Below are 25,731 nucleotides of genomic sequence, written 5' to 3'. Positions count from 1 at the left end.
TGAAGGCCCGCCTGGCATCGCCGGGACGGGCGGGACTAACCTCTCGCCATGAGCCCCGCCACCGCGCCCACTCAGGCAGACGTCGACGAGTTCCTCCGGTCCGTTCCCGATCAACGGCGGCGCTCCGACGGAGTGCGGCTCAAAGACCTCTTCGAGCACACCACGGGCCTTCCCGCGGTGATGTGGGGGCCGAGCATCGTCGGCTTCGGATCGGTGCACTACCGCTACGAGTCGGGTCGCGAAGGCGACACCGTGCTCGTCGGGTTCGCGCCGCGCAAGGCGGCTACCGCCCTGTACGGGTTGTACTCGGCGTACGAAGGCGATCCCGACCCGCTCTTCGAGACCCTCGGGGCCTTCACGACGGGCAAGAGCTGCGTCTACATCAAGAGCCTCGACGATGTCGACATCGCGGTGCTCGAGACGATCGTGCGCAACGCGGTCGCTCTGGCGCGGTCGCTAGGCGGCGAGGACGCTCTTCAGAGCTGAGCGGAAGATCGTCAGCCCGTCGACACCGGACCGCATCGCTGCGCTCGTATCGGGCCCGAACCCGGGCTCCACCGCGTGCTCGGGGTGCGGCATGAGCCCGACGACATTGCCGCGCTCGTTGCTCACGCCCGCGATGTCATTGATCGAGCCGTTGGGGTTGACCCCGAGATAGCGGAAGACCACTCGGCCTTCGCCCTCGAGCCTCGCGATGGTCTCGGAGTCGGCGATGTAACCGCCTTCGCCGTTCTTCAGAGGGATGACGATCTCGTCGCCCGCGGTGAACCCGTTGGTCCAGGTGGTCGACGCGTTCTCGACGCGGAGGGTCTGGTCGCGGCAGACGAAGCTGCCGGCCTCGTTGCGGATGAGTCCGCCGGGCAGCAGGTGCGTCTCGGTCAGCATCTGGAAGCCGTTGCAGATGCCGAGCACGGGAAGACCCGCGTTGGCGCCCGCGATCACTTCGGTCATGATCGGCGACACCGCGGCGATGGCACCGCAGCGCAGGTAGTCGCCGTAGCTGAAGCCGCCGGGGAGGACGATCGCGTCGACACCCTGGAGATCGTGGTCTCCGTGCCAGAGGGGAACGGCGGTTCCGCCGGCGAGACGGATGGCGCGCTGCGCGTCGCGGTCGTCGAGCGACCCGGGGAAGGTGATGACGCCGATGCGCATCAGGCGCCCTGCTCGTGGATCGCCACGACGTCTTCGATGACGGAGTTCGACAGCAACGACTCGGCGATGTCGCGCACCTCGGCGAGGACCTTCTCGTCGACGGGGCCGTCGACGGTGAGCTCGAAGCGCTTGCCGATGCGGACGGAGGAGAACTCGGTCTTGCCGATGCGCCGCAGCGCCCCGGCGACGGCCTTGCCCTGCGGGTCGAGCAGTTCGGCCTTGGGCATGACGTCGACGACGATCGTGGGCACGGGCCACCTCTCTCAGGGGAAGACCCGTCAAGTCTAGAAGACCGGCGGCTCTCCTCCGCCGCTCCTGTCCCGACGGCGTCGGAGGAGCGTCCATCCGGCCCAGCCGACGAGCACCGCCGCGGTCCAGACAAGGAACGCCCACGGTGGCAGGCCGAAACCCGACCCGACGAGCCAGGCCATGCCTCCGAGGAACACCAGAACTCCGACGACGATCCGCTGGAGCGACCAGGCCGCGTACCACCGGGCTCGCCTCGTGAGCTCCGCATCCCGGGCGCGGTCACCCTCCGAACGGACCATCCGCCGCTCTACTTCAGCAGTCGGGAGAGGACGCGGTCGGCGAGGGGCTTGCCGCCGGTCTGGCAGGTGGGGCAGTACTGGAAGTTCGAGTCGGCGTAGGTGACCTGGCGGATGGTGTCGCCGCAGACCGGGCATGCTTGCCCGGTTCGTCCGTGGACCCGGAGGCCCTCCTTCTTCTCCCGTTTCAGCTCCGATGCCGCCACCCCGTCGGCCCGGGCGACCGCCTCGCGCAATGTGACCTGCATGGCCTCGAACAGGCGGTGGCGCTCGTCGTCGGTCATGGCGGCAGGTTTGAAGGGCGACATCTTCGCGACGTGGAGGATCTCGTCGGAGTACGCGTTGCCGATACCCGCGATGTTGCTCTGCGCACGGAGGACGCCTTTGATCTGCGCACGTCCGGCGGCGGCGAGGATCTGGGCGAAGGTCTCCTCGGTGAAGTCGTCGTCGAGAGGATCGGGGCCGAGTCGTTCTATGCCGGGTACGGTCTGCGGATCGGTGACGACCCAGATCGCGAGGCTCTTCTTGGTGCCGGCTTCGGTGACATCGAAGCCGGATCCGTCGTCGAGCACCAGTCGTGCGGCGAGCGGACCCTTCCCGAGTCGTGTGGCGGGGGCGGGCTCGGCCTGCCGCCAGCGCAGCCAGCCGGCGCGGGCGAGATGCATGACGAGGTGCTTGTCGCCTACTTCGATGTCGAGGAACTTGCCGTGGCGGCTCACCCCGGTGATCGTCTGCCCCGATAGGGAGGACGCGGGCGGGTCGAAGGTCTTGAGCACGGCGAACGAGACGATGTCGACCCGGTCGATGGTGCGACCGGTCAGTCGTGCGGCGAGGTCGGTCACGAGCGCCTGCACTTCGGGCAGTTCTGGCACGCGTCCAGTGTCCCCCTCGCGGCTGACCGTGTCGACCGGTGGTGGCACCCGCTCATCGGGCACGCCTTTCGCCGCTGCTCCGCTGACTCCTGCGCGGGGCGACGTGCGGCAGGACTTCGTCGCGTGCGAGGGTGAGGCATGGTTGTCGACGAACCCGATGACGTGCTCCGCAGAATCGTCTTCGGCCGCGGTTCCACCCGCGAGCAGGTGAGGGAGGCGTCGGCCGAGTTGCAGAGACGCGAGAGCGAACGCCTCGCCGTTCTCGAGAGCCCGGTCCCCGTCGACGAGAGTGCCGCCGTGGAGGCGGATGACCGCTTCGCCGCCTGGGACCCGGAGCAGGACTCCCCGCCCGCCACGGCGGTGCCCGTCAGGCGGCGCTCACCGTGGCCCGCTCTCCTCGTGACCGCCGTCGTGGCGGCCGCGGTCGGGAGTGCCGCCACCGCAGCGGCGATCGCGGCTCTGATGCCGGAGGATGCGGCCTCCGCCGACGCCCCGACCGCCGTCGACCCGGGTCTCCCCACCTCGGTCTACGACCCCACCACGGGTCGTGCCATCTACTCGGTGCCGCAGACGCCGGAGGAGCTCGGAACGGACGGCCTCGACCGCTGGTTCGCCCTGCCCCAGGGGGAACGCGACGTCCTGCCGAGCAGCGTGGACCGGATCGACCCCGCGAGTTCGAGATACGTCGGCCAGGTCGGTGACCTCGGAGGAGTATGGACCGCACGAGACGTCGACGGCGACTACTGCCTCGTCGTGGGCGTCAGGGTCGCCGGTGGCACCGCTTCGTCCTGCGCCAACGAGGACATCTTCGACCGGACCGGTCTGTACCTCGGGACCGAGCAGTACACCGTCTACTGGAACGCGTCGTCGGTCATCATGAGCGTCACCCAGGCGCAGTAGGAGGGCTCAGGCGGCAGCCGTGGTCAGCCGGATGGCCTCGGAGACACCACCCGACCAGGGTGCGCCGTGCCCGGGCAGCACCCACGTGGCGGAGAGGCCGGCGATGCGGCGGAGCGATTCGATCGCCTCCGCCGGGTCATCGGTGAACGGCGCGGGCGCCGGACCGACGGCCCCCGTCAGCACGTGGCGCGTGGTCAGGGCGTCGCCCACGAAGACCGCGTCCACCGCGGGAACCGAGATCGCGATGCTGCCGGGGGAGTGCCCGGGCATGCCGATGATCACGGGTGCGCCGGGCAGATCGAGCACATCTCCGTCGGAGACCGGCACGACCTCTTTCAGGTGAGTAGCGCGGAGGCCGCCCTTGCGGATCGAGTACCCCATGAAGCCCAGGAGCGGTCCGACCTTGAGCGATCCCCAGGCGGGAGAGGTCTTCTCCTCGCCCCTCGAGCGCGCGGCATCGGCGCTGTGCACGTAGACCGCGACGCCGTGGTCGCGTCGGAGCCTCTCGGCGAACCCGACGTGGTCGCTGTCACCGTGGGTGAGGATCACGCCGCGGATGTCCCCGACGGTCCGTCCGATAGTGGCGAGCTCCTTCGCGAGGTCGTGCCACTGGCCCGGTAAGCCGGCGTCGATCACGGTGATGCCGTCGTCGGTGACGACGAGATAGAGGGCGACGATGTCGTTGCCGATGCGGTGCAGGCCCGGTGCCAGCTTCATGTTGTTCATCCCTTCGAGGAGGATCTGAGTAGTATGGCTATGGTACGTAGCCATGATGGCTAATTGCAATAGCCATACCGAACAGTGCTGGAGAACCATGCCGACACCGGACCGCACCTCTCTCGATGCGATCGTCGACGCCGCCACCTCGATCCTCGAGACCGACGGACTCACCGGCCTCACCATGCAGGCTGTCGCACAGCGCGTAGGGGTCAAGGCGCCGTCGCTCTACAAGCGCGTGACCAACCGGGAGCACCTCATCGCGCTCGTCGCGGAGTCGGCGCTCGCCGAGCTCCGATCCGCGCTCCGGGAGGTCCCGGACACCGGTGGCGACGTACGCGACCGCCTGGCCGCGCTGGCGACCGCCTTCCGTGCCTTCGCGCGTCAGCACCCTGCTGCGTACCGACTCGTCTTCGCGGGCGCCCCCGATTCGTCGGGCCTCGATCCCGAAGCGCTCGCACGGGCCGGTGAACCGGTCTTCGAAGCGGTCGAGACACTGACCGGCCCTGACCGAGGACTCGACGGCGCGCGCCTGGTGACGGCCTGGGCCCACGGTTTCATCAGCATGGAGCTGGCAGGCGCCTTCCGGATGGGCGGCGACGTCGATGAGGCGTTCGCGTTCGGAATCCGCACCATCGCCGCGGCGCTCAGCAGCTCAGCCCCGATCGACTGAACCGCCCGTCATGTCGTCGGGTCAGGCGCCGGTGAAGCGGTCGAGCAGCTCGGCGTAGCGAGCCGACGTGCGCTCGACGATCTCATCGGGCAGTGGTGGGGGCGTTCCGGTGCCGTCCCAGTGGGCGGACAGCCAGTCGCGGACGATCTGCTTGTCGAAGCTCTGCCCGCGCACCCCCGCCACCCATGCCTCCTGATCCCAGTAGCGGCTCGAATCGCTCGTGAGCACCTCGTCGGCCAGTCGGATGACCCCGTCGGTGTCCCGCCCGAACTCGAACTTCGTATCGGCGAGGATGACGCCCTTCGACTCGGCGATCGTGCTTGCGCGCTGGAAGATGTCGAGGGACAGGGTGCGGAGCTCCGATGCCGCATCGGCGCCGACGATCTCGATCATTCGAGCGAAGGTGATGTTCTCGTCGTGCTCGCCCATCGGCGCTTTGAACGCGGGCGTGAAGATCGGCACCGGCAGACGGTCGCCCGAGGTGAGCCCGGCGGGGAGGCCGATGCCGCAGACGCTCTGGGACTGCTGGTACTCCGCCCATCCGCTGCCGGACAGGTACCCGCGGACGACGCACTCGATGGGGAACATGTCGAGGCTGCGCACGAGCATCGCCCGGCGCTCGACCTCGACGGGAAGGCGCTGCGGTTCGATGAGGTGGTTCGGCACGGGAAGGTGGTCGAACCACCAGCGGCTGAGCGAGGTCAACAGCTCGCCCTTGCCGGGGATGCCGGGTTCGAGCACATGGTCGAAGGCGCTGACCCGGTCGCTCGCGACGACGAGCAGGACTCCGGTGTCGCCGTCCTCGGGGCGGTAGAGGTCGCGGACCTTGCCCGAATAGGTGTGGGCCCAGCCGGGGATCTCGGCGGCACTCATCGGGTGACCTTCGCGGCGATGTCGGAGCGGAATTGTCCGCCCTCGAGTCTCAGGTGCGACAGCGCCTGGTACGCGCGCTCGCGGGCCTCGGTGAAGTCGCCGCCGGTCGCGACGACCGTGAGCACTCGCCCTCCCGTGGCGACGAGGCCGTTGTGATGGTCGCTCCAGGCGGTTGCGGCGTGGTCGATCCGCGTGCCGGGCACCGCGAGTGCCTGCTGCCATCCGGTGATCGGCCGTCCGGTGAGAGGGGCCTCGGGATAGCCCTCACTGGCGAGGACGACGCCGACCGCGACATCGTCGGAGAACTCCGGCCAGTCCCGTCCTGCCAGCTCGCCCGATGCCGCGGCCAGCAGCAGGTCGCCGAGAGGGGTCTCGAGTCGGGGGAGCACGACCTGGGTCTCGGGGTCGCCGAAGCGGGCGTTGAACTCGATGACGCTGATGCGGTCGCCGTCGACGATGAGGCCGCAGTAGAGGAGGCCGATGAACGGGGTGCCCTCGTGCTCGAGCTGGCGGACGACGGGTTGGGCCACGTCATCGAGGACCCGCTGGACGAAGTCCTGTTCGGTGCCGAATCGGTCCGCGAGCCAGGGCAACGGGGAGTAGGCGCCCATTCCGCCGGTGTTCGGGCCCTCGTCCCCGTCGAGAAGGCGCTTGTAGTCCTGCGCGGGACTGAGGGGCAGCACGTCGTGCCCGTCGCTCAGGAAGAACAGCGACACCTCGTCACCCGACAGGAACTCCTCGATGAGGACCGGCCCGTGACCAAGCCAGTGGCGTGCGTGCGCGGTCGCGGCCTCGAGATCGGCCGTCACGAGGACGCCTTTGCCCGCGGCGAGCCCGTCGGCCTTGACGACGTAGGGCGCCCCGTACTCGGCGAGCGCGTGCTCGGCCTCCGCGAGCGTCCCGGCCCGGGTCGCCCGTCCGGTCGGTACTCCGGCCTCCGCCATGATCCGCTTCGCGAACGCCTTGCTGCCCTCGAGCTGGGCCGCGGCCCTGCTCGGACCGAACACGGGGATCCCGCGTTCGCGCGGCGCATCCGCAACCCCCGCGATGAGCGGGGCTTCTGGCCCGACGACAACGAGATCGATCGCGTTCTCAAGAGCGAACGAGGACACCGCGTCGCCGTCCTCGATGTCGGAGATGCCGACGATCGTCGCGGTCTCGGCGATGCTGTGATTGCCGGGCGCGATCACGACCTGGTGTTCACCGCCCGACCTGGTGAGGGCGTCGACGATGGCGTGCTCGCGGGCACCGGAGCCGAGGACCAGGATTCGCACCGTCCCAGGCTATCGGGGGGAGCTGTCGGGCGCGGAGAGTAGCGTTGAGCCGTGGCTCGGGCGAGGATCTCCGACGAGGACGGCTGGTCGGCCGTCTCTCGTGTGCAGGCCGACCCCGACGCGGGCCGACAGGATCTCGCTACTGCCGTCCGCTTCACCCTGCAGCTCCTCGCCGAACGGGCCGAGGGCAACACCGTCGAGGTGCGGGTGCCCCCGTTCGCGGCGGTGCAGTGCATCGAGGGCCCCCGCCATACCCGCGGCACACCGCCCAACGTCGTCGAGATGGATGCCGCGACGTGGCTCGCTCTCGCGGGTGGCGCCCTCACCTGGCAGCAGGCTGTCGAGACGGCTCGGGTGCACGCGTCCGGTCTGCGCGCCGACCTGTCCGAGCAGCTGCCCATCGCCGGTTTCCCCTCCGTTCTTGAGTCGCCTCCCGAATCGGCGAGACTTGACCAGCCATGACTGACGAACCCCAAGCCCCTCGTGACGAGACCGAACGCGTCACCGCACGGGTGAGGCGCTCCCCGCGCATCTTCAATTTTGTGCTGGCCGGGGTGATCGTCGGCGCGATCGTGGCGCTGATCCTCACCTTCGCGTTCCCCGCCGACGGGGAGTTCGGGCCCCTGCAGATCTTCGGCTTCCTGCTCCTGATCGCCGCGGTCGTCTTCGGCGCCGCCGGCGCGGTCGTCGCCTTGATCGTCGACCGGGCGTCTCGACGCAACGCCCGCGAGGTGGAGGTCGTCCGGCAGCGCGAGAACGGCGACGACGACGAGGCCGGCTCGCAGCTCTGAGACGCGCGGGGGCTGAGCCTCCCGGCGCCCCCGTTTGCGCCCTGATAGCGTGACGATCGCCCGTGAAGATCTCTGGGTAGCAGGATGTCCGCGGGGGCGCGGACCGGGGGGTTTCGAGATGGGTTCTGTGCGCCGTTTCGCGAGGGTGTCGGCGTTGGCAGTGGGAGCGGCTCTGGTCGCCGCATCCGCGTTGGCAGGGGCGACGCCTGCCGCTGCCGCACCCGGTGATATCCCGGTGACGTTCGCCGACACCGGCGACAGCGGATCGTTTTACCCGACGGTGGAGATCCTGCTCGGCAGTGACCCCGACCCCTACACGGTCGTCCTCGACACCGGTTCCGAAGCCCTCGTCATGTACTCGCCCGTTGCCGGAGCGGTCGCGACAGGCGCCACAGCGTCGGTCACCTACGTGGGGTCGAGTGTCGTCGGCACCGTGTCCACTGCCGACTTCTCGATCGGCGGCAACACCGCGACCGGCATCAACTTCCTCGACGGCAGCGGCTGCACCGGCTGCGCGATGCCCGGTATCGACGGTGTCCTGGGCATCAGTCAGGGGCTCGACGAGGCGATCGACTCGGGAACCTCCACGACGGTGAAGTGGTACAGCCCGTTCCTCCAGTTCGACGACACCACCCTGTCGGCCGGTCACACACTGAACTTCGGCGACACCAGCGGGACGCTGACCCTGGGTGCACCGGCAGCGGCCGGCTCGTCGACGACCGTTCTGCTGGCAGCGGCGGTGACCGGCCTGAGCTATCCGAACAGTGCCGCGTACCCGGTCTACGAGAAGCCGATCGACCTGTGCTGGCAGATCGAGCAGGAATCGGTGTGCCAGGCCACCACCATCGACACGGGTGCACCGGGCGGCATCGTCGCGGGTGCGGCGTTCGCGCCCTACGCGCACATCACCTCGCCGACGACTGCCACGACCCAGACGAAGATCGGTCACCTGCATGCCGGTACCTCGGTGGCCTTCGCGGCCTCGACCGGCGCGACCTCGTTCGCGAGCTGGCTCGCCGTCGACTCGGGTCCGGGTTCGTTCTCGGTCTACAACACGATCACCGACGGGCACCTCAACACGGGCAATAAGTTCTTCTTGGGCCGCACGGTCGGCTACGACTACGCGACCGGCCAGATCCGGGTCACCGCGAACGCCGCCGCACCGTCGGCCCCTGCGACGGTGTCCACGACGTCGTCGAGCGACGGTCTACTGTCGGCGATCTGGGCCGACCTCGAGAGCGTCACGGTGACGGACCGCCTAGTGCGGGTCCGCGACTCGTCGGGCGCGGTTGTGCAGCGCTTCAACCTGCCGGGCAGCGCCACGAGCACGGACATCTCGGGGCTCGACCCGGCGCAGACCTACACGGTCGACATCGCCTCGGCCAACAAGTACGGCATCAGCGCCTACCGTTCGGCGTCCCCCGCTGCCGCCCGCGCGCCGCGCCTGCCCGACACCGGGTTCGAACTCGCGCCGTGGACGATCCTCGCATCGCTGCTGCTCGGAGCCGGGGCGCTGACCCTCACCGCGAACCGCCGCACCCGCGCCTGATCCGCCCTCCGACACGAATCGAGGAGATCGGGCCCGATCCGGGTCGAAATCGGCGGACGTCGCGCGATCCGACGACCATCTTCTTGATCTGCGCAGAGGTCAGCGCGGAGAGGTGTCGGGACCCGAGTCGCCGTAGCTCCAATCGGGCTTACCGCCCGCGGCGTTGGAGGTGATACTCGTGCCGAGGATGAGGAAACGGGTCTCCAGATCCGCGGTCGGGCAGTGCTCGATTCCTCGAGGCACGATGAACAGGTCGCCGGGTCCGAGGACGACGTCGCGATCGCGCAGCTGCACTGTGAGGCTGCCGTCGAAGACCAGGAACGTCTCGTCCTGATCATCATGCGAGTGCCAGTTGGTGGACCCTATGCCCTTCGCCACCTTGAGCAGCGTCTCGTTGGCCTGGCCGACGATCTGCTGCGACCAGAACGCGGTCAACCCTTCCAGCACGTCGGGGATGGAGACGGCGTCCTGCCGAGCGTCTCTGGTCGGAGCTGGCTCTCTGGGATCGGTCATGCCTTGATTGTCGACAGAGCCCGCGCCTCGCGGGTCACATCACCGGGGCAGCAGGCGACGAAGGCGGAGTGGGCGCCCTACTTTGGCGCAATCTCGTCGGTCTCCGGGTCTTCGTCCTCATGGAAGGTCGGGAACGGGAGCCGAGCGATGACGATGTATTGGCCGATCACGACCAGCTGCGCGGCGGCGATCGCGAAGATACCCCAGGCGTAGGCGAAGCCATTCCCGACGAGCACCACTCCGAGCAGAGCCGATCCGAGTGCGGTGATACCGAGTAGCACTCCGAAGACCACGTAGCCGTTGGGCTCGGCGTTCAAGGTCAACTGCAGGTCGCGCAGCCGGTTCGGCTTGCGAAGCGAGAGCGGGAGCGCGAGAACAGCGAACAGGGCGACGCCGCAGCTGAGCCACGGGAACACCGTTTCGGCGACCTCCATGGCACGAGGCTAGGACGCGAAATCCGTCTCAGCCACACGAGGCGGTGTGGGTGCGATGAACTCGCCCGATCGGGGCGGCCTCGTCGACCCGCGTCGATGAGGTTGCGGCGATGACTCCCGCCGACCTGGATTCGTACAACCCGCCGCCCCGGCGCGACCCCGGGCTGCTCACGATCACGATCGTCAGCACCGTGGCCGCCGTGGTGTTACTTGTATTCCAGTTCCTCGGACTGCGCGAAAGCGAGGACTTTCCGAAGTCCGCCCTCCTGCTGATCAACGTGGCCGTGATCGTTCTGATCTACCTCGGCTACTTCGGGGTGATGGCTCTGAGCCTCCGAGACCTCCGGAGGTCGCCGGGAATCCATGCAGCATGGGTGGTGAACGCAGTCCCGGGTCTCACGAAGTTCTTGAAGGACGACCCGTTGTCGAGCGGGTCGAGCATCTCGAGTTTCACGATCGGACTCGTCGCTCTGACCGACCGCGGAGTGGAGTTCAGGAGGGTGGTCAGATCCGACGAGGTCATCACCACCATCCCGTGGGACCAGATCTCCCACGTTGCGGTGGCACCCGTTCTCTCGAACGCTGTCGCCAGACTCGGGCCCGCGTCCGGTGCGGTTCTGCGCATCGGCCACGTCGACCAGAGCACATTCGAGCTCGGACTCGACGTCCGTTCCGGATTTCTTCTGCGCCGGGCGCCCGACGCGTTCGTCGATGCCGTGTCGAGGGTCCGGACAGCGCGGGACCAGGTCAGCTGAGCTGGGTGGCCTCCACCCAGCGGAGGTACTCCTCGCTGACGGAGCCGGTGACGTAGTCGCCGTCGAAGCAGCTCTTCTCCAGGCGTGACACCGACGAGCCCTCGAGGATGGCGGCCTCCATGTCGGCGATCTCCTGATAGATCAGGTAGTCCGAGCCGATCTCGCGAGCGATCTCGGGGATCTTGCGGTCGAATGCGACGAGCTCGCGACGGCTCGGCATGTTGATGCCGTAAACGTGCGGGTAGCGCACCGGGGGAGCAGCCGAACTGAAGGTGACCTTGTTCGCACCGGCCGCGCGGGCCATGTCGACGATCTCCTTCGACGTCGTGCCGCGCACGATCGAGTCGTCGACGATCAAGATGTTCTTGCCCTTGAACTCGGTCCCCATCGCGTTGAGCTTCTGACGCACGCTCTTCTTGCGCTGCGCCTGCCCGGGCATGATGAACGTGCGGCCCACGTAGCGGTTCTTGTAGAACCCCTCGCGGTACTCGATGCCGAGCTTCTGCGCGACCTGCATGGCCGCGGGGCGGGACGAGTCGGGGATGGGCATGACGACGTCGATGTCGCCCATCGGCGTGTACGCGGCGACGGTGTCGGCGAGGCGGTCGCCGAGACGCAGACGGGCCTCGTAGACCGAGATGCCGTTCATGACCGAGTCGGGACGCGCCAGGTACACGTACTCGAACGAGCACGGGATGAGCGTCGGATTCTTCGCGCACTGACGGCTGAGCAACTCGCCGTCCGAGGTGATGAAGATCGCCTCGCCCGGATCGACCTCGCGGACGGTCTCGTAGCCCTGGCTCTCGAGCGCAACCGTCTCGGATGCCACGATCCAGTCGACGCCGCCGCTCTCGCCCGCGCGGCGACCCAGCACGAGCGGCCGGATGCCGAACGGGTCGCGGAAGGCGAGCAGCCCGTGGCCGGCGATCAGCGCGATGGTCGCGTACGACCCCTCCACCCGCTCGTGAACCCGCGACACCGCGGTAAATAGCTGATCGGGATCGAGCTCGCCGGGACCGATCTGCGACTGCAGCTCGTTGGCGAGGATGTTGATAAGCAGCTCGGTGTCGCTCGACGTGTTGAGGTGGCGCCGATCGATGCGGTACAGCTCATCGGTCAGCTCGCGCGTGTTGGTGAGGTTGCCGTTGTGCACCAGCACGATGCCGTACGGCGCGTTCACGTAGAACGGCTGCGTCTCCTCGTCGTTCGACGCGGACCCCTTCGTGGCGTAGCGCACGTGGCCGAGGCCGAGAGTCCCGGGCAGCGAGCGCATGTCGCGCGTGCGGTAGGCCTCGCGCACCTGCCCCTTGGCCTTGACCATGTGGAGAGTGCTGCCCTCAACCGTGGCGATACCCGTCGAATCCTGGCCGCGATGCTGCAGCAGGAGAAGAGAGTCGTACACCATTTGGTTGACGGGCTCGGACGAGACGATGCCGACGATGCCGCACATTGAGCCGGGTGCTCCAGACCGTAGAGTGGTGGCTTACCGAGCAAGTCTGCCATGGCCCGGGCGGCCTCCGGCGATTGGAGCCCACAGCCGATGGCGAACAGCTACGCAGAGGCCGGTGTCGACACCGCCGCCGGTGACCGCGCGGTCGAACTCATGAAGGCCGCGGTCGCCCGCACCCACGGCCCCGAAGTGCTCGGCGGAGTGGGCGGATTCGCCGGACTCTTCGACGCCACAGCACTGCTCGGCTACCGCAAGCCGCTTCTCGCGTCAGGCACCGACGGCGTCGGAACGAAGGTCGCCATCGCGCAGGCGTTCGACAAGCACGACACCGTCGGGCAGGACCTCGTCGGCATGATCGTCGACGACATCGTCGTCGTCGGCGCCAAGCCCCTGTTCCTCACCGACTACATCGCCTGCGGCAAGCTCGTTCCCGAACGCATCGCCGAGATCGTCGGCGGAGTCGCGCGCGCCTGCGAGGCGACCGGGACAGCGCTAGTCGGCGGCGAGACAGCCGAGCACCCCGGCCTACTGGGCGCGGATGAGTACGACCTGGCCGGCGCTGCCGTCGGCGTCGTCGAGGCCGACCGCCTGCTCGGCCCGCAGAAGGTCCGCGAGGGCGACGCGATCATCGCGATGGCCTCGTCGGGTCTGCACAGCAACGGTTTCTCGCTTGTCCGCAAGATCCTCTCCGACGCCGGCATCGGATACACCGACGACCTCGACGAGTTCGGTGGTCCCGTCGGGCTGGCGCTGCTCGAGCCCACTCGGCTCTACACGGCGGCGCTCCTCAAGCTGCTCAACGACCCGATCGCGGCCGACGCGGTCCACGCCTTCAGCCACGTCACCGGCGGAGGAATCGCGGCGAACCTGGCCCGCGTGCTTCCGCACGGCACCTGGGCCGAGGTCGACCGATCGACCTGGACGCCGCCCTCCGTCTTCCAGGTGCTCAGCTCGATCTCGCGCACCTCGGTGACCGACCACGAGGAGACCTGGAACCTCGGTGTCGGCATGTTCGCCGTCGTCGATCCCGAAGTGGCCGGCGCGGTCGCGGCGACGCTCGCAACCCTCGGCATCGAGTCCTGGGAAGTCGGGTTCGTCGGCTCGGGAGCTCGCGACCTCGCCGCGTTCGAGCAGGGCGCCAAGGGCGTCGACGGGGGAGCCGTCAGGCTCGTCGGGGCCTACGCGGGCTGAGGGTTCGCGAGGTCCTTCACTTCGCTCCGCTCAGTGGGCGGGCGGTGATCTTCGCTTCGACGGGCTCAGCAGGCGTCGCTGGTGCGGCCTTCACGTCGCTGCGCTCAGTGGGCGGGGTCGTGGACCTACGCGCCAGGCCGCCCGCTGAGCCCGTCGAAGCGCTACACCGCGGATATTCCCGTACCGGAATGCAGCCTCACGCCCGCCGCGGCGGCGCCGTCGTCGCCCGCTTGACCAGTCGGGTGGGCAACCGGATCCTCGTCGCCTCGGGCGACTCGCCCGCCATCAGGGCCAGCAGCAGACCCGCGGCGGCACCTCCGAGCTTCTGCATCGGCTGGCGGATCGTGCTGAGCGGCGGGTTCATCTGCGAGGCCTCGGGGATGTCGTCGAACCCGATGACGGACAGGTCCCGCGGCACATCGATCCCGAGTTCGGTGGCGACCTTCACGATCGCGATCGCCGACAGGTCGTTCGCGGCGAAGACCGCCGTCGGCCGCTGCGGGAGCGTCAGAAGCGAGACGGCCGGGCCGCGGGCGGCGGCCTCCTGGTAGAAACCGCTGCGAACCAGCCGAGGGTCGTAGGGGATGCCCGCCTCGGCGAGGCCGCGTCGATACCCGGCGTCGCGCAGACCGTCGGAACGCAGGTCGGGTCGTCCGCCGAGGAATCCGATCCGGGTGTGTCCGAGCTCGACGAGGTAGCGGGTGGCCTGCAGTGCGCCGCCGAAGCTGTCGGACTCGATCGTCGGGTTGTCGGCGTGCCCGGTGTGGGGCTCGATCACGACGATCGGCACCTCGGCCGACGTCGTCACGACGGTGGGGGTGACGACGATCGCCCCGTCGATCAGGGTGCCGCTGAGGCGGCTGAGGGAGCGACGCTCCCACCCCTCGCTGTCCCCCTGACGTGAGCCGGCGTAGGCGAGGAGGTCGTAGCTGGAGTCTCGCAGCCCGATGCCGACTCCCTTCATGATCTCGGCGCTGAAGGGCTCGAAGTCGGCCACGAGCACACCGATCACCCCGGTGCGCCGCGAGCGCATGCTGCTGGCGACGAGGCTGGATTCGTACCCCATCTCGGCCACCACCTGCAGCACTCGTTGCGACGTCTCGCTCGAGATGCCGTAGCGACCGTTGACCGCTTTCGAGACTGTCGCGATCGAGACGCCGGCGGCGGCCGCGACATCGCTGATGGTCGGTCGGCGGGTCATGGGCGCCATCGTAACCGTTTTCCGAAAAGGATTTCGAAAACGTTTGACAGTGCCGGTGGGAGCGCTCACCATTACTCGCATCCGTGATTTCATTCGGGTTTACGACGTTGTACTCGATTGGCTACCGCGCGCTCTCTTCGCTGCCGGCAGCCGCTCCGAAGGTGCGTCGAGACTCGGCTGATGCGGCCATGAGGCGGAGACCTTCGCCACAGCACCGCCCTCGCCGGGCGGGAAACACCAGATGCTTCGCCCCCGCGGAGCGCTACTCAACGAAGAGACAGGTTGGAACCAATGAAGGTTAGAAAGGTTCTCGCAGGGGCAGCGACCCTTGCAGTCGGGGCGCTGATGCTCAGCGCATGTGCCGGCGGAGGCTCGGGCGATTCGGGTGACGGAGTGTCGATGACGCTCTGGCAGAACTCGACGACGGGTGCCGGTCAGGCGTTCTGGAAGAAGACCGCCGCGGACTTCGAGAAGGCCAACCCCGGCGTCACGATCGATGTCCAGTCCATTCAGAACGAGGACCTCGACGGCAAGCTGCAGACCGCACTGAACTCGGGTGACGCCCCGGACATCTTCCTGCAGCGCGGCGGAGGCAAGATGGCGGCGATGGTGGCCGCAGGCCAGGTCATGGACCTCACCGGCAAGGTGTCCGACGAGGTGACCAGCGAGATCCCCGAGGGATCGTTCTCCGCGAACACGCTCGACGACAAGCTCTACGCGATGCCGGTCGCCGTGCTCCCCGGCGGCCTGTTCTACAGCCAGGACCTCTTCGACGCGGCGGGGATCACCGCCAACCCGACGACGATCGACGAACTCGACGACGCGGTGCAGAAGCTCAAGGACTCGGGCGTCCAGCCCGTTGCCCTCGGTGCGAAGGACGCCTGGCCGGCCGCGCACTGGTACTACTTCTTCGCCCTCCGCGAGTGCAGCCCCGAGACGCTCGCCGACGCGGCGGACAACATGGAGTTCACCGACGAGTGCTGGATCAAGGCGGGCGAGGACCTGCAGGCCTTCTCCGACACCGAGCCGTTCAACGAGGGCTTCCTGACGACCTCCGCGCAGCAGGGCGCCGGCAGCTCGGCGGGTCTGCTCGCCAACCACCAGGCCGGCATGGAGCTCATGGGCGCCTGGGATCCGGGAGTGATCGCCTCGCTGACCCCCGACGAGAAGCCCCTCCCCGACCTCGCCTGGTTCCCCTTCCCGGAGATCCCCGGCGGAGAGGGTGAGCCCGGCTCCATCCTCGGCGGCGTCGACGGCTACTCGTGCTCCGCCTCGGCTCCGCCCGAGTGCGTCGACTTCCTCAACTACATCGGCACGGCCGATGTCCAGAAGGAGTACTACGCCGCGTTCAACGCTCCGCCCGTCAACACCGTCGCTCAGGAGGCGGTCACCGAGCCGTACCTGAAGCAGATCCTCGAGGCCTACAACGCAGCTCCGTACGTGTCGCAGTGGCTCGACACGGTCTACGGACTGAACGTCGGCAACGCGCTGAACGTCGGAGTCGTCGACCTGCTCGCAGGCAAGGGCGGCCCCGAGGAGCTCGTCGAGGCCGTCAACGCTGCAGCAGCGAAGGCGTAGGTCGAGGGAAAGTGTCAGTACGCGAGAGTCCTGCCCTGCAGAACCCTTCGCAGACTGATCTCGGAACAGCCGGGGGCGGCGTTGCTGTGACGCCGCCCCCGGCACCCCGCCGTCGGAAGACCGACTGGCGCGGACGGCTCGAGATCGCTCTGCTCACGGGCCCCGCCCTCATCGTCTTCCTGGGCTTCGTCATCTTCCCCGTCGTCATGGCGGCCTACTACGGCTTCTTCAGCTGGCAGGGCTACGGGATCCCCACCGACTTCGTGGGGTTCAAGAACTACCTCACGATCATCCAGGACCCCACGTTCATCGCGGCGGTCCAGCACAACGGCATCATCGTCGTGCTGTCCCTGGTGCTCCAGGGGCCGGCCGCGATCCTGTTGGCGCTTCTACTGAACCGCAAGCTGCGCGGCCAGTCCGTCATCCGTGTGCTCATCTTCGTGCCCTACGTCATCTCCGAGGTCGTCGTCGGCACCGGGTGGAGCCTCATGCTCCAGACGAACGGCGCCGTGAACGGGCTGCTCGACAAGGTCGGTCTCGGCTCGCTCACACAGGACTGGCTGTCGAATCCGGACATCGCGATCTGGTCGCTCATGGTGATCATCACCTGGAAGTACGTCGGGTTCGCGGTGATCCTGTTCCTCGCCGGCCTGCAGGGCATCCCCGAGGAGCTGTCAGAGGCGGCGGCCATCGACGGCGCCTCCTACTGGCAGATCCAGCGGAGGATCACGCTCCCCCTCCTCGCGCCGACGCTGCGCATCTGGGCGTTCCTGTCGATCATCGGGGCGCTTCAGCTCTTCGATCTCGTCTACATCATCTGGGGTCAGTACGTCTCCTCGACGGCGGGCACCTCGACGATGGCCACCTATCTGGTGACCAACGGGCGCAACGCCGGCAACTACGGCTATGGCAACGCCGTCGCCGTGGTGCTGTTCCTCATCTCGCTGGCCGTCGCCCTCGTCTACCAGCGATTCGTCCTGCGGCGCGACACCGATGGTGCGCTGACTGAGAAGGGGAAGACCCCATGACCACCCTGACCGCAGTGAAGCCGCCTCAGCGGCAGATCTCCGTCGCCAAGACACCGCGGCGCTGGGGCACCCCCGTCGCCTATGTCGTGGCGGTCGTCGTGATCATCGCGATGCTGGCGCCGGTCGCCTTCATCATCATCGGGGGCTTCCGCACCAACTCGCAGATCACCACCGACCCGTCGGGTCTGCCCAGCCCGTGGAACGTCGGGAACTACCTCGACGTGCTGACGGGCGGGGTGTTCTGGCAGGAGGTGCTGAACTCGATCATCTCCGCCACCGCGACGACCGTCGGAGTGGTGGTGCTCGGTCTGATGGCCAGTTACGTGCTGGCCCGCTACCGGTTCCGTGGACGCGGGGCGATGTACGCACTGTTCGCGGCGGGGCTCATGTTCCCGATGACGGTCGCGATCACGCCGCTCTACATCGTGATCAAGAACCTCGGACTGATGAACTCCCTGCCGGGGGTGATCCTGCCCCAGATCGCCTTCGCGCTTCCGACGACCATCATCATCCTCGTCCCGTTCCTGCGGGCGATCCCGGATGAGATCCAGGAAGCCGCCTTCATCGATGGCTGCAGCCGCATCGGGTTCTTCTGGCGGATGGTGGTGCCCCTGGCCACTCCCGGTGTCATCACCGTCGGGATCCTGGCCTTCATCGCGGCCTGGAACAGCTACCTGCTGCCCCTCTTCATCCTGAACAACTCCGAGGTGTTCACGCTGCCTCTCGGGGTGCAGGCGTTCTCGTCCCAGTACTCCGTCGACACCGCGAAGGTCCTCGCCTTCACCTCCCTGTCGATGATCCCAGCGCTGATCTTCTTCAGCGTGTTCGAACGCCGCATCGTCGGCGGCCTGACCGGGGCAGTCAAGGGCTGACGCCTCACCCCGGCCCGTACGGCCCTGTTCCATTCCTGCTAAAGAAAGAGAAGGCCGTGACCGTCACAAGCCTGCCCTCGGTGTCCGATCGTGTCCGTACCCTGCACGCCCGGATGACGCTCGAGGAGAAACTCGCCCAGATCGTCGGCTACTGGGTCGACCAGGGCGGCGACGTCGTCGCTCCCATGGCGGGTGAGATGAAGTCGTCGAGCCGCTACGACCAGGCGACGGTGTCGGGTATCGGCCACCTCACCCGGGTCTACGGAACGCGGCCGGTCGATCCGGTGGAGCGGGCCGAGTGGCTGTGGGCTGAGCAGCGGCGGTTGCAGACGGAGACGCGGCTGGGCATCCCCGCTCTCGTGCACGAGGAATGCCTCACGGGTCTCGCGGCGTGGAAGGCGGCGACCTTCCCGACGTCGCTCGGCTGGGGAGCCGCCTTCGACCCCGAGCTGGTGGAGGAGATGGCGCGTCTCATCGGAGGTTCGATGCGCGAGCTCGGCATCCATCAGGGGCTGGCGCCGGTGCTCGACGTCATCCGCGATCCGCGCTGGGGACGCGTCGACGAGTGCATCGCCGAGGACCCGTACGTCGTCGGCACCATCGCGACCGCGTATGTGAAGGGACTGCAGGCCGAAGGGGTGCACGCGACGCTGAAGCACTTCGTCGGCTACTCCGCCTCGCAGTCGGGACGGAACCACGCGCCCGTGCACATGGGGCGGCGGGAGATCGCCGACGTCCTCCTCCCGCCGTTCGAGATGGCGCTCTTCGACGGCGGCGCCAGGTCGGTCATGAACTCGTACGCCGAGATCGACGGCATGCCGGTCGCCGCGACACCGGAGTACCTGACGGGGATCCTGCGCGAGCTGTGGGGATTCGACGGTGTCGTGGTCTCCGACTACTTCGCGGTCGCCTTCCTGCATCTCACCCATGCGGTCGCAGCCGACAAGGGGGTCGCCGCCGAGCTGGCGCTCGCCGCGGGCATCGACATGGAGCTGCCGAGCGGCGACGCCTACCTCGCGCCCCTGCGGGAGAGGATCCGTGCGGGTCTCGCCGACGAAGCTCTGGTCGATCAGGCGGTGCTGCGCGTTCTTGCTCAGAAGGAGGAGCTCGGACTGCTCGACGCCGACTTCGCCTCTCCGCCTCGGACCATCGACCTCGACACCCCCGAGCACCGCGAGATCGCCCGTCGCCTCGCCGAGGAGTCTCTGGTGCTGCTCACCAACGACGGCGTCCTGCCGCTCACCGGTGCGGTCGGCGCGTCGGGTCGCCGCATCGCGGTGATCGGTCCCAACGCCGATTCGTCCGAGGCGCTCATGGGCTGCTACTCGTTCGCGAACCACGTGCTCGCCCATCACCCCGACGTTCCGCTCGGCTTCGACATCCCCACCCTGGCCGAGGCGCTGCGCGATGAGCTTCCCGGCAGCGAGTTCTCCGTCGTGGAAGGCTGCGCGGTCGAGGGCGACGATCGATCCGGATTCGCCGCTGCTCTCCAAGCGGCGCAGGATTCGGACCTGGCCATCGTCGCCGTGGGGGATCGGGCCGGCCTGTTCGGCCGCGGGACGGTCGGCGAGGGCAATGACGTCGAGAGTCTCGATCTTCCGGGAGTTCAGCGCGACCTGGTCGAGGCGATCATCGCGACAGGCACGCCCGTCGTCATGGTGCTTCTCACGGGCCGACCGTACGCCATCGATTGGGCGGTTTCCGGGCCTGCCGCCCCGGCCGCGGTCGTCCAGGCGTTCTTCCCCGGGGAGGAAGGCGGGTCGGCTATCGCCGGCGTGCTCTCCGGCAGGGTCGCGCCATCCGGCCATCTGCCCGTGTCGCTTCCGCGGAGCGCGGGTGCGCAGCCCTTCTCCTACCTGCACCCCCTGCTCGGCGGCGCCTCCGAGGTGACGAGCGCCGACAGCGCGCCCGTCCTCCCGTTCGGTCACGGACTGACCTACACGACATTCGAACGCAGCGCTCTCGACCTGGATGCGTCCGAGGTGGCCGCGGGCGATGCGTTCACGGCGACGGTCACGGTGCGGAACACCGGCCCGCGCGCGGGCACCGATCTCGTTCAGCTGTACGCCCACGATGTCTACGCGAGCGTCACGCGCCCGGTGGCGCAACTGCTGGGCTATCAGCGCGTCCACCTCGAGCCAGGCGCCGAGGTGCGGGTCTCCTTCCGGGTCCCGACGAGCCGCCTCGCCTTCAGCGATGCCGCCTACCAGCGCATCGTCGAGCCCGGTGATGTCGAGCTCTGGGTCGGCCCCTCCTGCGCGGAGCGGGAGACCGAGACGGCGCTCGCGATCACCGGACCCGTCTACCGGGTGACGATCGCTGACGAGCGTCTCGTCGAGGTCGTCGTCAGCGACGCGGAGCAGGTGGAACCCGAGACACCGTTCGTCAGCTCCTCCCAGCCCGTCCTCGAACCGAGGTGACGCGGTCGCCCGTCAGGTGTTCGACCGCATCGGTTGGCAGTTCGGACACCACCACGTGCGTCGCTGCTGTGGATCCGCGACCGCCTCGGCCCGGACGAGCACCGTGGTGCCGCATCGCAGACACGGGCGCCCGGCGCGACCGGCGACCCAGTGCGAGCGGCCTCTCCTGGTGTCGCCAGTCGTCACCTGGTACATCCCCGGGACGGTGGCGGAGAGTCGCAGAGACCGTGCCGCCCGCTCGACGAGGGCGTCGACATCGACGGCCCCGACCGGCGCGAACGGGTTGATCCCCGTCAGGAACGCCAGCTCGTTCACCCACAGGTTGCCGAGACCGGCCAGGTTCCGCTGGTCGAGCAGGGCCGCCACGAACGCCCGGCCGGGATCCGACCTCAACCGTGTTGCAGCGATGGCCGGATCCCAGTCGTCCCTGAGCGGATCCGGCCCGAGGTGAGCGAGCACCGAGCGCTCCTCGGCGGTGGGGAGCAGCTCGACGACGGGGACGTCGATTCCCCACAGGGTCGTCGAGTCGTCGAAGAGCATGCGAACCCTCACCCGGTGCAGTTCACGCCGTGGAAGGGTGCGGCCAGCGCCCGTTATCGTCCACGAGCCCTGCATCCGCAGATGGGTGTGAAGCGTCTTGCCGGTGTCGAACCGCATCATCAGGTGTTTGCCGTGGGTTCCGTAATCGATGAGGCGCGCACCGGCGACACTCGTCCCGGCGGCGGGACCGGAACGCAGCTCGCCCGCCACGATCGTCTTCCCCGTCGTAGCCGGGGCGAGGCGCGCGCGGAGTCGGTACACGCTGTCGCCTTCAGGCACGGGTGCCCTCCGTCATCTCATCTCGCGAAAACGTTCGTATCGCTCGAGATGACGCGGTGATTGTTTTCCTAGACACTCTTGTAGCCGTGCGAACTAGCGTTCCACTGGCTGATCACGCCCGAGAATCGCGGACGATCTCTCGGAGCTCGGCGTCGAGGTCCTTGGCCTCTTCGACGGCGGCTGTCATGCCGGCGAGGAAGCGGGCCACCGTGAGTCGCTCGCCGTCCGTCATGTCCTCAACCAGGTGGAGCATCCTCTGGTGCATCTCTCCGAGCGTCTCCCTGACCTCGCGGTCGGAGTCGGTCGTGGCCACCACGACGATCGCCCGCCGATCCGTCGGGTGCGGGCGCCTCTCGATGTGGCCGCTGCGCTCGAGTCGATCGAGCATGACCGTCACGGAGGCCGACGAGATGTTGAGCCGCTCCGCCAGATCGCGGTTCTTCACGTGACGACCCGCTCGAGCTTCGCGGAGAAGGTATCTGATCGCGAGAAGGTCCGTCTCGTTCATCTTCATCGAGGCGCGTGTGCGAGCGCGCATGGCAACTTCCGCTGCGCGGTAGCGGCGCAGAAGATTCAACAGCTCCACAGGGGAGGCGGCCTCGGCGTCGGAGTACCAGTACCCGGACGCGTCGTCGTCGTGAGGGCGGCCCATCCCAGAATGTTAGATCCCGCCAGGGCTGTGTGGATCCTCCGCGATGGAGTCGAGTCATTTCGAGCCGCGCGACCCGAACCCTGCCGTCGAGACGATTCACGGCCGACACTCAGATACGCGGTCTGGCGAACTTCGCAAATCTAGCTAGTCTGTCTAGCAGTTAGTCCGACTAGTGAAAGGCGAGACGATGTCCGTCGATCTCCCGGCGCCCCCACCGGTTCGTGCCTCCGACAATCATTCCGACGCCTTCCTCGAGGTCGTGCAGGTTCGCGCGCTGGCGCAGGAGTCGCCGGCTCAAGCGGTGGTCGTCGCCGGCGGAATCCTCGGTGCGGTCACCCTCGTGCTCGCCTTGATCGGCTTGACGGCACTGTGACTCTCTATCTGTCGGCCCATGACGCGGCCCCGACCGTCGTCCCGAGTCAGGGGCGGCCCATCCGAGCTGCAGTCAGGGGCGACTCCGCTGCAGTCAGTCGACTTCTCGAGGAGCTCTCGGACCTGAGGTGGAAATCGCCAGCCCTCGCCGATCGGCTGACGCGCGACCTCGTCGAGAGTCGCGCCGCCTATCTCGCCGGCGAGATAACCGGCCCGGAGCTGGAATCGGAGTTGCGCGGATTGAAGCGAATCATGGCCGGCGCGACGATGGGCGGCTGACCGAACCCGGGGCAGGCAATCGCATCCGCACTCCGTAGAGGCTGGATCGCGGCGCCACTCGTCGTTAATAAGCGTAGGCTGTCTAGCATTTGATGGCCTACGGAGGCGTCTGTGGAAGCTTCATCGACTTCAGAGACGAAAGTAACGCCCTCAGTCGACGCGGCATGGGCGGTCCAAGACCTTCGTCGCGCCGAAGCGCACCTCGCGCGACGCCGACAGGGGGACTGCGGGCCGAGCGACAATGATCGCACCGCCATGCGCCTCATCCTCGAACGCGCGAAGAGCGGCGATCCGATCAGCCCGAAGGAGATCGCCGAGCATCTTCAGATCACGTCGGCGTCGGTGTCCGCGCTGATCCAACGGCTCGAGCGCACCGGACTCGCCCACAGCGAGGATCATCCCGGCGACCGCAGGCGCAAGCTCGTCATCCCCGACGACACCACCCAGGACCCGGACGACGTCGATCCTCTGACGGCGCGGATCCGCGATCTCGCGAATGATCTCTCCCCCGAAGAGGCCGAACTGGTGAGCCTGTTCCTCCGCCGGGTGACCGAGGAGATGAGTCGCGAGTGCTGAGCAGGTCGTTTCAGGCGACCTGATCTGCTCGAGGCAGGTTCCGTGCGTTCCCGGTAGGGCAGTCTCGCGGGACCGGTGTCAGCGAAGTACCTCGACGAGCAGAACCCAGGCGTTGATCGCGGCCAGGACGAAGACGAGGAGGAATCCGATCGCCACGGCGACCATCCCCGCCGAGGTCGCGCCGGTGACGAGGAGGACTCCGCCGATGATGAACGGAACGATCTCGACGACCGCGAGCACGGCCTTCACGCCATTGAGTCCACGGGGTGCCAGACGGTCGTGGCGGAACAGCATGTACGCCGACCGGCCCGCGAAGACCGCCTGACCGGCGACAGCCACCAGTGCCGCGACGCCGAGCCACTCGCCGGTGATCGACGGGATGAGCGACGCAGCACCGACGACGACCAGCAGCACCAGCGACCCGATCGTCGCGCCCGCCCGTGAGGGCATGGATGGCGATTTGAGGATCGTCTGAATGTTGACGGTCATCGCCACGATGATGAGACCGGCCAATGCGGCGGCTGCGCCGACGGTCGCGACGAAGAAGTCGCTCCAGTCTTCGATCACGTCAGTTCACTCGACGATCTCGTGGCGGGAATTCAGGCGCTGCGCGACTCGTCGCGGTTCTCCGCGGACTCCTCGGCGTATTCCGCCCACTTGTCGTACTCGGCATCACCCGGGCCGGGGCCCGTGCCGAGCTCGCGCTCGAGCGCGTCGTAGTTGGTGGCCGGACTGAAATACTTCAGCTCGCGTGCCACCTTGGTGTGCTTTGCTTTTTGACGGCCGCGCCCCATGTGCGTGACCCCCTCACCACTCTTCGCCGGCGGGTAATACTTCGGCGGACCTCAACAGGGAATGCGAAAAACTCGCGCCCACTTTAGCACGGGCAAGATGGGGCACCATTGAGTAGCGTCACTCATCTATACGCGACACTACGGGACGGGGGAGGTGGAGAGTGAATCGACAGACCGCGTCCGTCGTCGTCATCGGCGCGGGCCAAGCCGGACTCTCGGTCGCCTACTACCTCCAGAAGCTCGGACTCAAGCCGGGCACCGACCTGATCATCGTCGACCGCGGACCGTCGACGGGTGGGGCGTGGCAGCACCGGTGGGAGTCGTTGCGCCTCGGCTCCGCTCACCGGGTTCATGACCTGCCCGGCATGAAAGCCCTCGGGGTGAGCTTCGACACCGCCGATCGCAGCCTGCCCGCGCGCGAGGTGGTCGAGGACTACTACCGCCGGTACGAGCAGTTCTACGACCTCCGGGTGCAGCGCCCGGTGACGGTGGGCGCCGTCTTCGACCGTGGTGCCGACCTCGTCGTCCAGACATCCGCCGGGGAGATCACCGCACTCGCGCTCGTCAATGCGACCGGAACCTGGGGTGCGCCGTTCGTTCCCTACTATCCGGGTGCGTGGCAGTTCGAGGGGCGGCAGGTGCACACGTCGAGCTACATCTCGGCGGAGGAGTTCCGCGGCAAGAACGTTCTCGTCGTCGGCGGCGGCACGTCCGCCATCGGCTTCCTCCTCGAGCTCGAGGGGGTCGCGGCGAAGATGTTCTGGACGTCCCGCCGTCCGATCGACTACCGCGATCACGGATCGCTCGATCTGGAGGACGCGATCAACGCGGTGGCGGAGCAGGATGCCGCCGCGCGGGCGGGCAAGGCGCTCCCGAGCATCGTGAGCGGTACGGGTGTCGCCAAGACCCGCCGGATCGCCGCGGGGATCGAACGCGGCGTGCTCGTCGCCCGTCCGCTCTTCGAGCGACTGACCGAGGACTCGGTCGTCTGGCCCGACGGCAGCAGCGATCGAATCGACGCGATCATCTGGGCGACCGGCTTCCGCCCCGACATCCGCCACCTCAGCCCGTTGCGACTGCACGAGAAGGCCGGCGGCGTCGTGGTGACCACAGGAGCGGCGGAGCGGGATCCCCGCGTCTTCTTCGCCGGTTACGGCCCGACGGCGAGCACGATCGGCGCGAACCGCGCCGGCCGGCTTCTCGCGCGTCAGGTCTTCACCGCGCTCGGGGGACGGCGTGCTTCCAGTGAGCCCGAGCCGATCCTCGCGGCGTCGGCTCCGCTCGGCGATCCGATGGGCGCCTCAGCGGCACCCTCTGTGACGACCTCGACGGACAGCGTCTCGATCCTGTCCCGCTTCTTCGCCGACGACTGAGCGGGGGCGCAGTACCCGTCGGGGGATGGCTGTCGAGCCGTCGTCGATGGCCTCAGCGTCGTAACACGGATTTAACGC

Annotated in this window: 31 protein-coding genes; 16 read left to right on the top strand and 15 right to left on the bottom strand. The window is 68.0% G+C overall.

What is annotated here, in order from left to right; all coding sequences use genetic code 11:
• Nucleotides 1–48: 48 nt before the first annotated feature.
• Complete coding sequence (locus tag DDQ50_RS02160; protein WP_116755083.1) at nucleotides 49–486, top strand: DUF1801 domain-containing protein; 438 nt, start codon at nucleotides 49–51, stop codon at nucleotides 484–486.
• Here the strand turns inward: DDQ50_RS02160 and purQ are convergent.
• The 4 genes from purQ to DDQ50_RS02140 are packed head-to-tail and all read right to left on the bottom strand — an operon-like array spanning nucleotide 457 to nucleotide 2,569.
• On the bottom strand, nucleotides 457–1,152 hold the full coding sequence (purQ, locus tag DDQ50_RS02155; RefSeq protein WP_116755082.1) for a phosphoribosylformylglycinamidine synthase subunit PurQ: 696 nt from the start codon (nucleotides 1,150–1,152) through the stop codon (nucleotides 457–459). The two genes, DDQ50_RS02160 and purQ, sit on opposite strands and share 30 nt — an antisense overlap.
• Complete coding sequence (purS, locus tag DDQ50_RS02150; protein WP_116755081.1) at nucleotides 1,152–1,403, bottom strand: phosphoribosylformylglycinamidine synthase subunit PurS; 252 nt, start codon at nucleotides 1,401–1,403, stop codon at nucleotides 1,152–1,154. The genes purQ and purS overlap by 1 nt, the downstream gene beginning before the upstream one ends.
• 33 nt (nucleotides 1,404–1,436) lie before the next feature.
• Complete coding sequence (locus DDQ50_RS02145; RefSeq protein WP_116755080.1) at nucleotides 1,437–1,700, bottom strand: hypothetical protein; 264 nt, start codon at nucleotides 1,698–1,700, stop codon at nucleotides 1,437–1,439.
• Nucleotides 1,701–1,708: 8 nt separating this feature from the next.
• A complete protein-coding gene (locus DDQ50_RS02140) occupies nucleotides 1,709–2,569 on the bottom strand; it encodes an Fpg/Nei family DNA glycosylase (RefSeq protein ID WP_116756038.1) in 861 nt (286 codons plus the stop codon).
• 138 nt (nucleotides 2,570–2,707) lie between these two features.
• Here DDQ50_RS02140 and DDQ50_RS02135 point away from each other — a divergent pair, with 138 nt between their 5' ends.
• Entirely contained in the window at nucleotides 2,708–3,469 is a 762-nt protein-coding gene (locus DDQ50_RS02135) for a hypothetical protein (RefSeq protein ID WP_116755079.1), read from the top strand.
• 6 nt (nucleotides 3,470–3,475) lie between these two features.
• On the opposite strand, the gene DDQ50_RS02130 is transcribed toward DDQ50_RS02135, so the two are convergent.
• Nucleotides 3,476–4,240: an MBL fold metallo-hydrolase gene (locus tag DDQ50_RS02130; RefSeq protein ID WP_240614203.1), complete on the bottom strand. Its 765-nt coding sequence runs from the start codon at nucleotides 4,238–4,240 to the stop codon at nucleotides 3,476–3,478.
• Between the two features lie 43 nt (nucleotides 4,241–4,283).
• Between DDQ50_RS02130 and DDQ50_RS02125 the strand changes: the two genes are divergently transcribed.
• Nucleotides 4,284–4,859 (top strand): TetR/AcrR family transcriptional regulator, encoded by a 576-nt coding sequence (locus DDQ50_RS02125; RefSeq protein ID WP_116755078.1) that lies wholly within the window; start codon nucleotides 4,284–4,286, stop codon nucleotides 4,857–4,859.
• Between the two features lie 21 nt (nucleotides 4,860–4,880).
• On the opposite strand, the gene DDQ50_RS02120 is transcribed toward DDQ50_RS02125, so the two are convergent.
• The gene (locus DDQ50_RS02120) at nucleotides 4,881–5,732 is read right to left on the bottom strand and encodes a phosphoribosylaminoimidazolesuccinocarboxamide synthase (RefSeq protein ID WP_116755077.1); all 852 of its coding nucleotides are present in this window, start codon (nucleotides 5,730–5,732) and stop codon (nucleotides 4,881–4,883) included.
• Nucleotides 5,729–7,006, bottom strand: a complete 1,278-nt coding sequence (purD, locus tag DDQ50_RS02115) for a phosphoribosylamine--glycine ligase (RefSeq protein WP_116755076.1) — start codon at nucleotides 7,004–7,006, stop codon at nucleotides 5,729–5,731. Before purD ends, DDQ50_RS02120 begins: the two co-directional genes overlap by 4 nt.
• 51 nt (nucleotides 7,007–7,057) lie before the next feature.
• Between purD and DDQ50_RS02110 the strand changes: the two genes are divergently transcribed.
• The 3 genes from DDQ50_RS02110 to DDQ50_RS17160 all read left to right on the top strand — a co-directional run bounded on the left by DDQ50_RS02110 (nucleotide 7,058) and on the right by DDQ50_RS17160 (nucleotide 9,346).
• Complete coding sequence (locus DDQ50_RS02110; RefSeq protein WP_116755075.1) at nucleotides 7,058–7,468, top strand: sterol carrier family protein; 411 nt, start codon at nucleotides 7,058–7,060, stop codon at nucleotides 7,466–7,468.
• Nucleotides 7,465–7,797, top strand: a complete 333-nt coding sequence (locus tag DDQ50_RS02105) for a hypothetical protein (RefSeq protein ID WP_116755074.1) — start codon at nucleotides 7,465–7,467, stop codon at nucleotides 7,795–7,797. The genes DDQ50_RS02110 and DDQ50_RS02105 overlap by 4 nt, the downstream gene beginning before the upstream one ends.
• 154 nt (nucleotides 7,798–7,951) lie before the next feature.
• On the top strand, nucleotides 7,952–9,346 hold the full coding sequence (locus DDQ50_RS17160) for a hypothetical protein (RefSeq protein WP_165829659.1): 1,395 nt from the start codon (nucleotides 7,952–7,954) through the stop codon (nucleotides 9,344–9,346).
• A gap of 99 nt (nucleotides 9,347–9,445) precedes the next feature.
• On the opposite strand, the gene DDQ50_RS02095 is transcribed toward DDQ50_RS17160, so the two are convergent.
• Both DDQ50_RS02095 and DDQ50_RS02090 read right to left on the bottom strand, forming a co-directional pair.
• Nucleotides 9,446–9,859, bottom strand: coding sequence for a cupin domain-containing protein (locus tag DDQ50_RS02095; RefSeq protein WP_116755073.1), 414 nt, complete (start codon nucleotides 9,857–9,859; stop codon nucleotides 9,446–9,448).
• A 77-nt stretch (nucleotides 9,860–9,936) separates the two neighbouring features.
• A complete protein-coding gene (locus DDQ50_RS02090) occupies nucleotides 9,937–10,293 on the bottom strand; it encodes a hypothetical protein (protein ID WP_116755072.1) in 357 nt (118 codons plus the stop codon).
• 110 nt (nucleotides 10,294–10,403) lie between these two features.
• Between DDQ50_RS02090 and DDQ50_RS02085 the strand changes: the two genes are divergently transcribed.
• Nucleotides 10,404–11,048, top strand: coding sequence for a hypothetical protein (locus tag DDQ50_RS02085; protein WP_116755071.1), 645 nt, complete (start codon nucleotides 10,404–10,406; stop codon nucleotides 11,046–11,048).
• On the opposite strand, the gene purF is transcribed toward DDQ50_RS02085, so the two are convergent.
• Nucleotides 11,041–12,498: an amidophosphoribosyltransferase gene (gene purF / locus DDQ50_RS02080; RefSeq protein ID WP_116755070.1), complete on the bottom strand. Its 1,458-nt coding sequence runs from the start codon at nucleotides 12,496–12,498 to the stop codon at nucleotides 11,041–11,043. The two genes, DDQ50_RS02085 and purF, sit on opposite strands and share 8 nt — an antisense overlap.
• Before the next feature lie 90 nt (nucleotides 12,499–12,588).
• Between purF and purM the strand changes: the two genes are divergently transcribed.
• Nucleotides 12,589–13,689 (top strand): phosphoribosylformylglycinamidine cyclo-ligase, encoded by a 1,101-nt coding sequence (gene purM / locus DDQ50_RS02075; RefSeq protein WP_116755069.1) that lies wholly within the window; start codon nucleotides 12,589–12,591, stop codon nucleotides 13,687–13,689.
• Between the two features lie 196 nt (nucleotides 13,690–13,885).
• On the opposite strand, the gene DDQ50_RS02070 is transcribed toward purM, so the two are convergent.
• Nucleotides 13,886–14,890, bottom strand: a complete 1,005-nt coding sequence (locus tag DDQ50_RS02070; RefSeq protein WP_116755068.1) for a LacI family DNA-binding transcriptional regulator — start codon at nucleotides 14,888–14,890, stop codon at nucleotides 13,886–13,888.
• 291 nt (nucleotides 14,891–15,181) lie between these two features.
• Here DDQ50_RS02070 and DDQ50_RS02065 point away from each other — a divergent pair, with 291 nt between their 5' ends.
• Genes DDQ50_RS02065 through DDQ50_RS02050 form a run of 4 tightly spaced genes read left to right on the top strand, consistent with a single transcriptional unit; the run spans nucleotide 15,182 to nucleotide 20,788 of the window.
• A complete protein-coding gene (locus DDQ50_RS02065) occupies nucleotides 15,182–16,468 on the top strand; it encodes an ABC transporter substrate-binding protein (RefSeq protein WP_116755067.1) in 1,287 nt (428 codons plus the stop codon).
• 35 nt (nucleotides 16,469–16,503) lie between these two features.
• The gene (locus DDQ50_RS02060) at nucleotides 16,504–17,496 is read left to right on the top strand and encodes a carbohydrate ABC transporter permease (RefSeq protein ID WP_116756036.1); all 993 of its coding nucleotides are present in this window, start codon (nucleotides 16,504–16,506) and stop codon (nucleotides 17,494–17,496) included.
• Nucleotides 17,493–18,368 (top strand): carbohydrate ABC transporter permease, encoded by an 876-nt coding sequence (locus tag DDQ50_RS02055; RefSeq protein WP_116755066.1) that lies wholly within the window; start codon nucleotides 17,493–17,495, stop codon nucleotides 18,366–18,368. Before DDQ50_RS02060 ends, DDQ50_RS02055 begins: the two co-directional genes overlap by 4 nt.
• Nucleotides 18,369–18,424: 56 nt before the next feature.
• Nucleotides 18,425–20,788 carry a beta-xylosidase/alpha-l-arabinosidase gene (locus tag DDQ50_RS02050; protein ID WP_465252661.1) on the top strand — a complete coding sequence of 788 codons (2,364 nt, stop codon included), beginning with the start codon at nucleotides 18,425–18,427 and terminating at the stop codon, nucleotides 20,786–20,788.
• Nucleotides 20,789–20,800: 12 nt separating this feature from the next.
• Here the strand turns inward: DDQ50_RS02050 and DDQ50_RS02045 are convergent, their stop codons facing one another.
• Together DDQ50_RS02045 and DDQ50_RS02040 are read right to left on the bottom strand one after the other, a co-directional pair.
• A complete protein-coding gene (locus tag DDQ50_RS02045; RefSeq protein ID WP_116755065.1) occupies nucleotides 20,801–21,607 on the bottom strand; it encodes an Fpg/Nei family DNA glycosylase in 807 nt (268 codons plus the stop codon).
• 112 nt (nucleotides 21,608–21,719) lie between these two features.
• Nucleotides 21,720–22,259, bottom strand: a complete 540-nt coding sequence (locus DDQ50_RS02040) for a MarR family winged helix-turn-helix transcriptional regulator (protein WP_116755064.1) — start codon at nucleotides 22,257–22,259, stop codon at nucleotides 21,720–21,722.
• A 187-nt stretch (nucleotides 22,260–22,446) separates the two neighbouring features.
• Here DDQ50_RS02040 and DDQ50_RS02035 point away from each other — a divergent pair, with 187 nt between their 5' ends.
• The 3 genes from DDQ50_RS02035 to DDQ50_RS02025 all read left to right on the top strand — a co-directional run bounded on the left by DDQ50_RS02035 (nucleotide 22,447) and on the right by DDQ50_RS02025 (nucleotide 23,486).
• Nucleotides 22,447–22,632, top strand: a complete 186-nt coding sequence (locus DDQ50_RS02035) for a hypothetical protein (protein WP_116755063.1) — start codon at nucleotides 22,447–22,449, stop codon at nucleotides 22,630–22,632.
• Nucleotides 22,629–22,910: a hypothetical protein gene (locus DDQ50_RS02030; protein ID WP_116755062.1), complete on the top strand. Its 282-nt coding sequence runs from the start codon at nucleotides 22,629–22,631 to the stop codon at nucleotides 22,908–22,910. The genes DDQ50_RS02035 and DDQ50_RS02030 overlap by 4 nt, the downstream gene beginning before the upstream one ends.
• Before the next feature lie 255 nt (nucleotides 22,911–23,165).
• A complete protein-coding gene (locus DDQ50_RS02025) occupies nucleotides 23,166–23,486 on the top strand; it encodes a MarR family winged helix-turn-helix transcriptional regulator (RefSeq protein WP_116755061.1) in 321 nt (106 codons plus the stop codon).
• A 78-nt stretch (nucleotides 23,487–23,564) separates the two neighbouring features.
• Here the strand turns inward: DDQ50_RS02025 and DDQ50_RS02020 are convergent, their stop codons facing one another.
• Both DDQ50_RS02020 and DDQ50_RS02015 read right to left on the bottom strand, forming a co-directional pair.
• Nucleotides 23,565–24,053, bottom strand: coding sequence for a hypothetical protein (locus DDQ50_RS02020; RefSeq protein WP_116755060.1), 489 nt, complete (start codon nucleotides 24,051–24,053; stop codon nucleotides 23,565–23,567).
• Between the two features lie 32 nt (nucleotides 24,054–24,085).
• Nucleotides 24,086–24,280: a DUF3073 domain-containing protein gene (locus tag DDQ50_RS02015; protein WP_116755059.1), complete on the bottom strand. Its 195-nt coding sequence runs from the start codon at nucleotides 24,278–24,280 to the stop codon at nucleotides 24,086–24,088.
• A 161-nt stretch (nucleotides 24,281–24,441) separates the two neighbouring features.
• On the opposite strand from DDQ50_RS02015, the gene DDQ50_RS02010 reads away from it, so the two are divergent.
• Nucleotides 24,442–25,653, top strand: coding sequence for an NAD(P)-binding domain-containing protein (locus DDQ50_RS02010; RefSeq protein WP_116755058.1), 1,212 nt, complete (start codon nucleotides 24,442–24,444; stop codon nucleotides 25,651–25,653).
• Nucleotides 25,654–25,731: the final 78 nt, after the last annotated feature.

This window comes from Amnibacterium flavum (genome assembly GCF_003097495.1).
Classification (GTDB): Bacteria; Actinomycetota; Actinomycetes; order Actinomycetales; family Microbacteriaceae; genus Naasia; species Naasia flava.
Note: the sequence above shows the minus strand (reverse complement) of the source record. Positions and strands in the feature narration are given on the sequence as shown.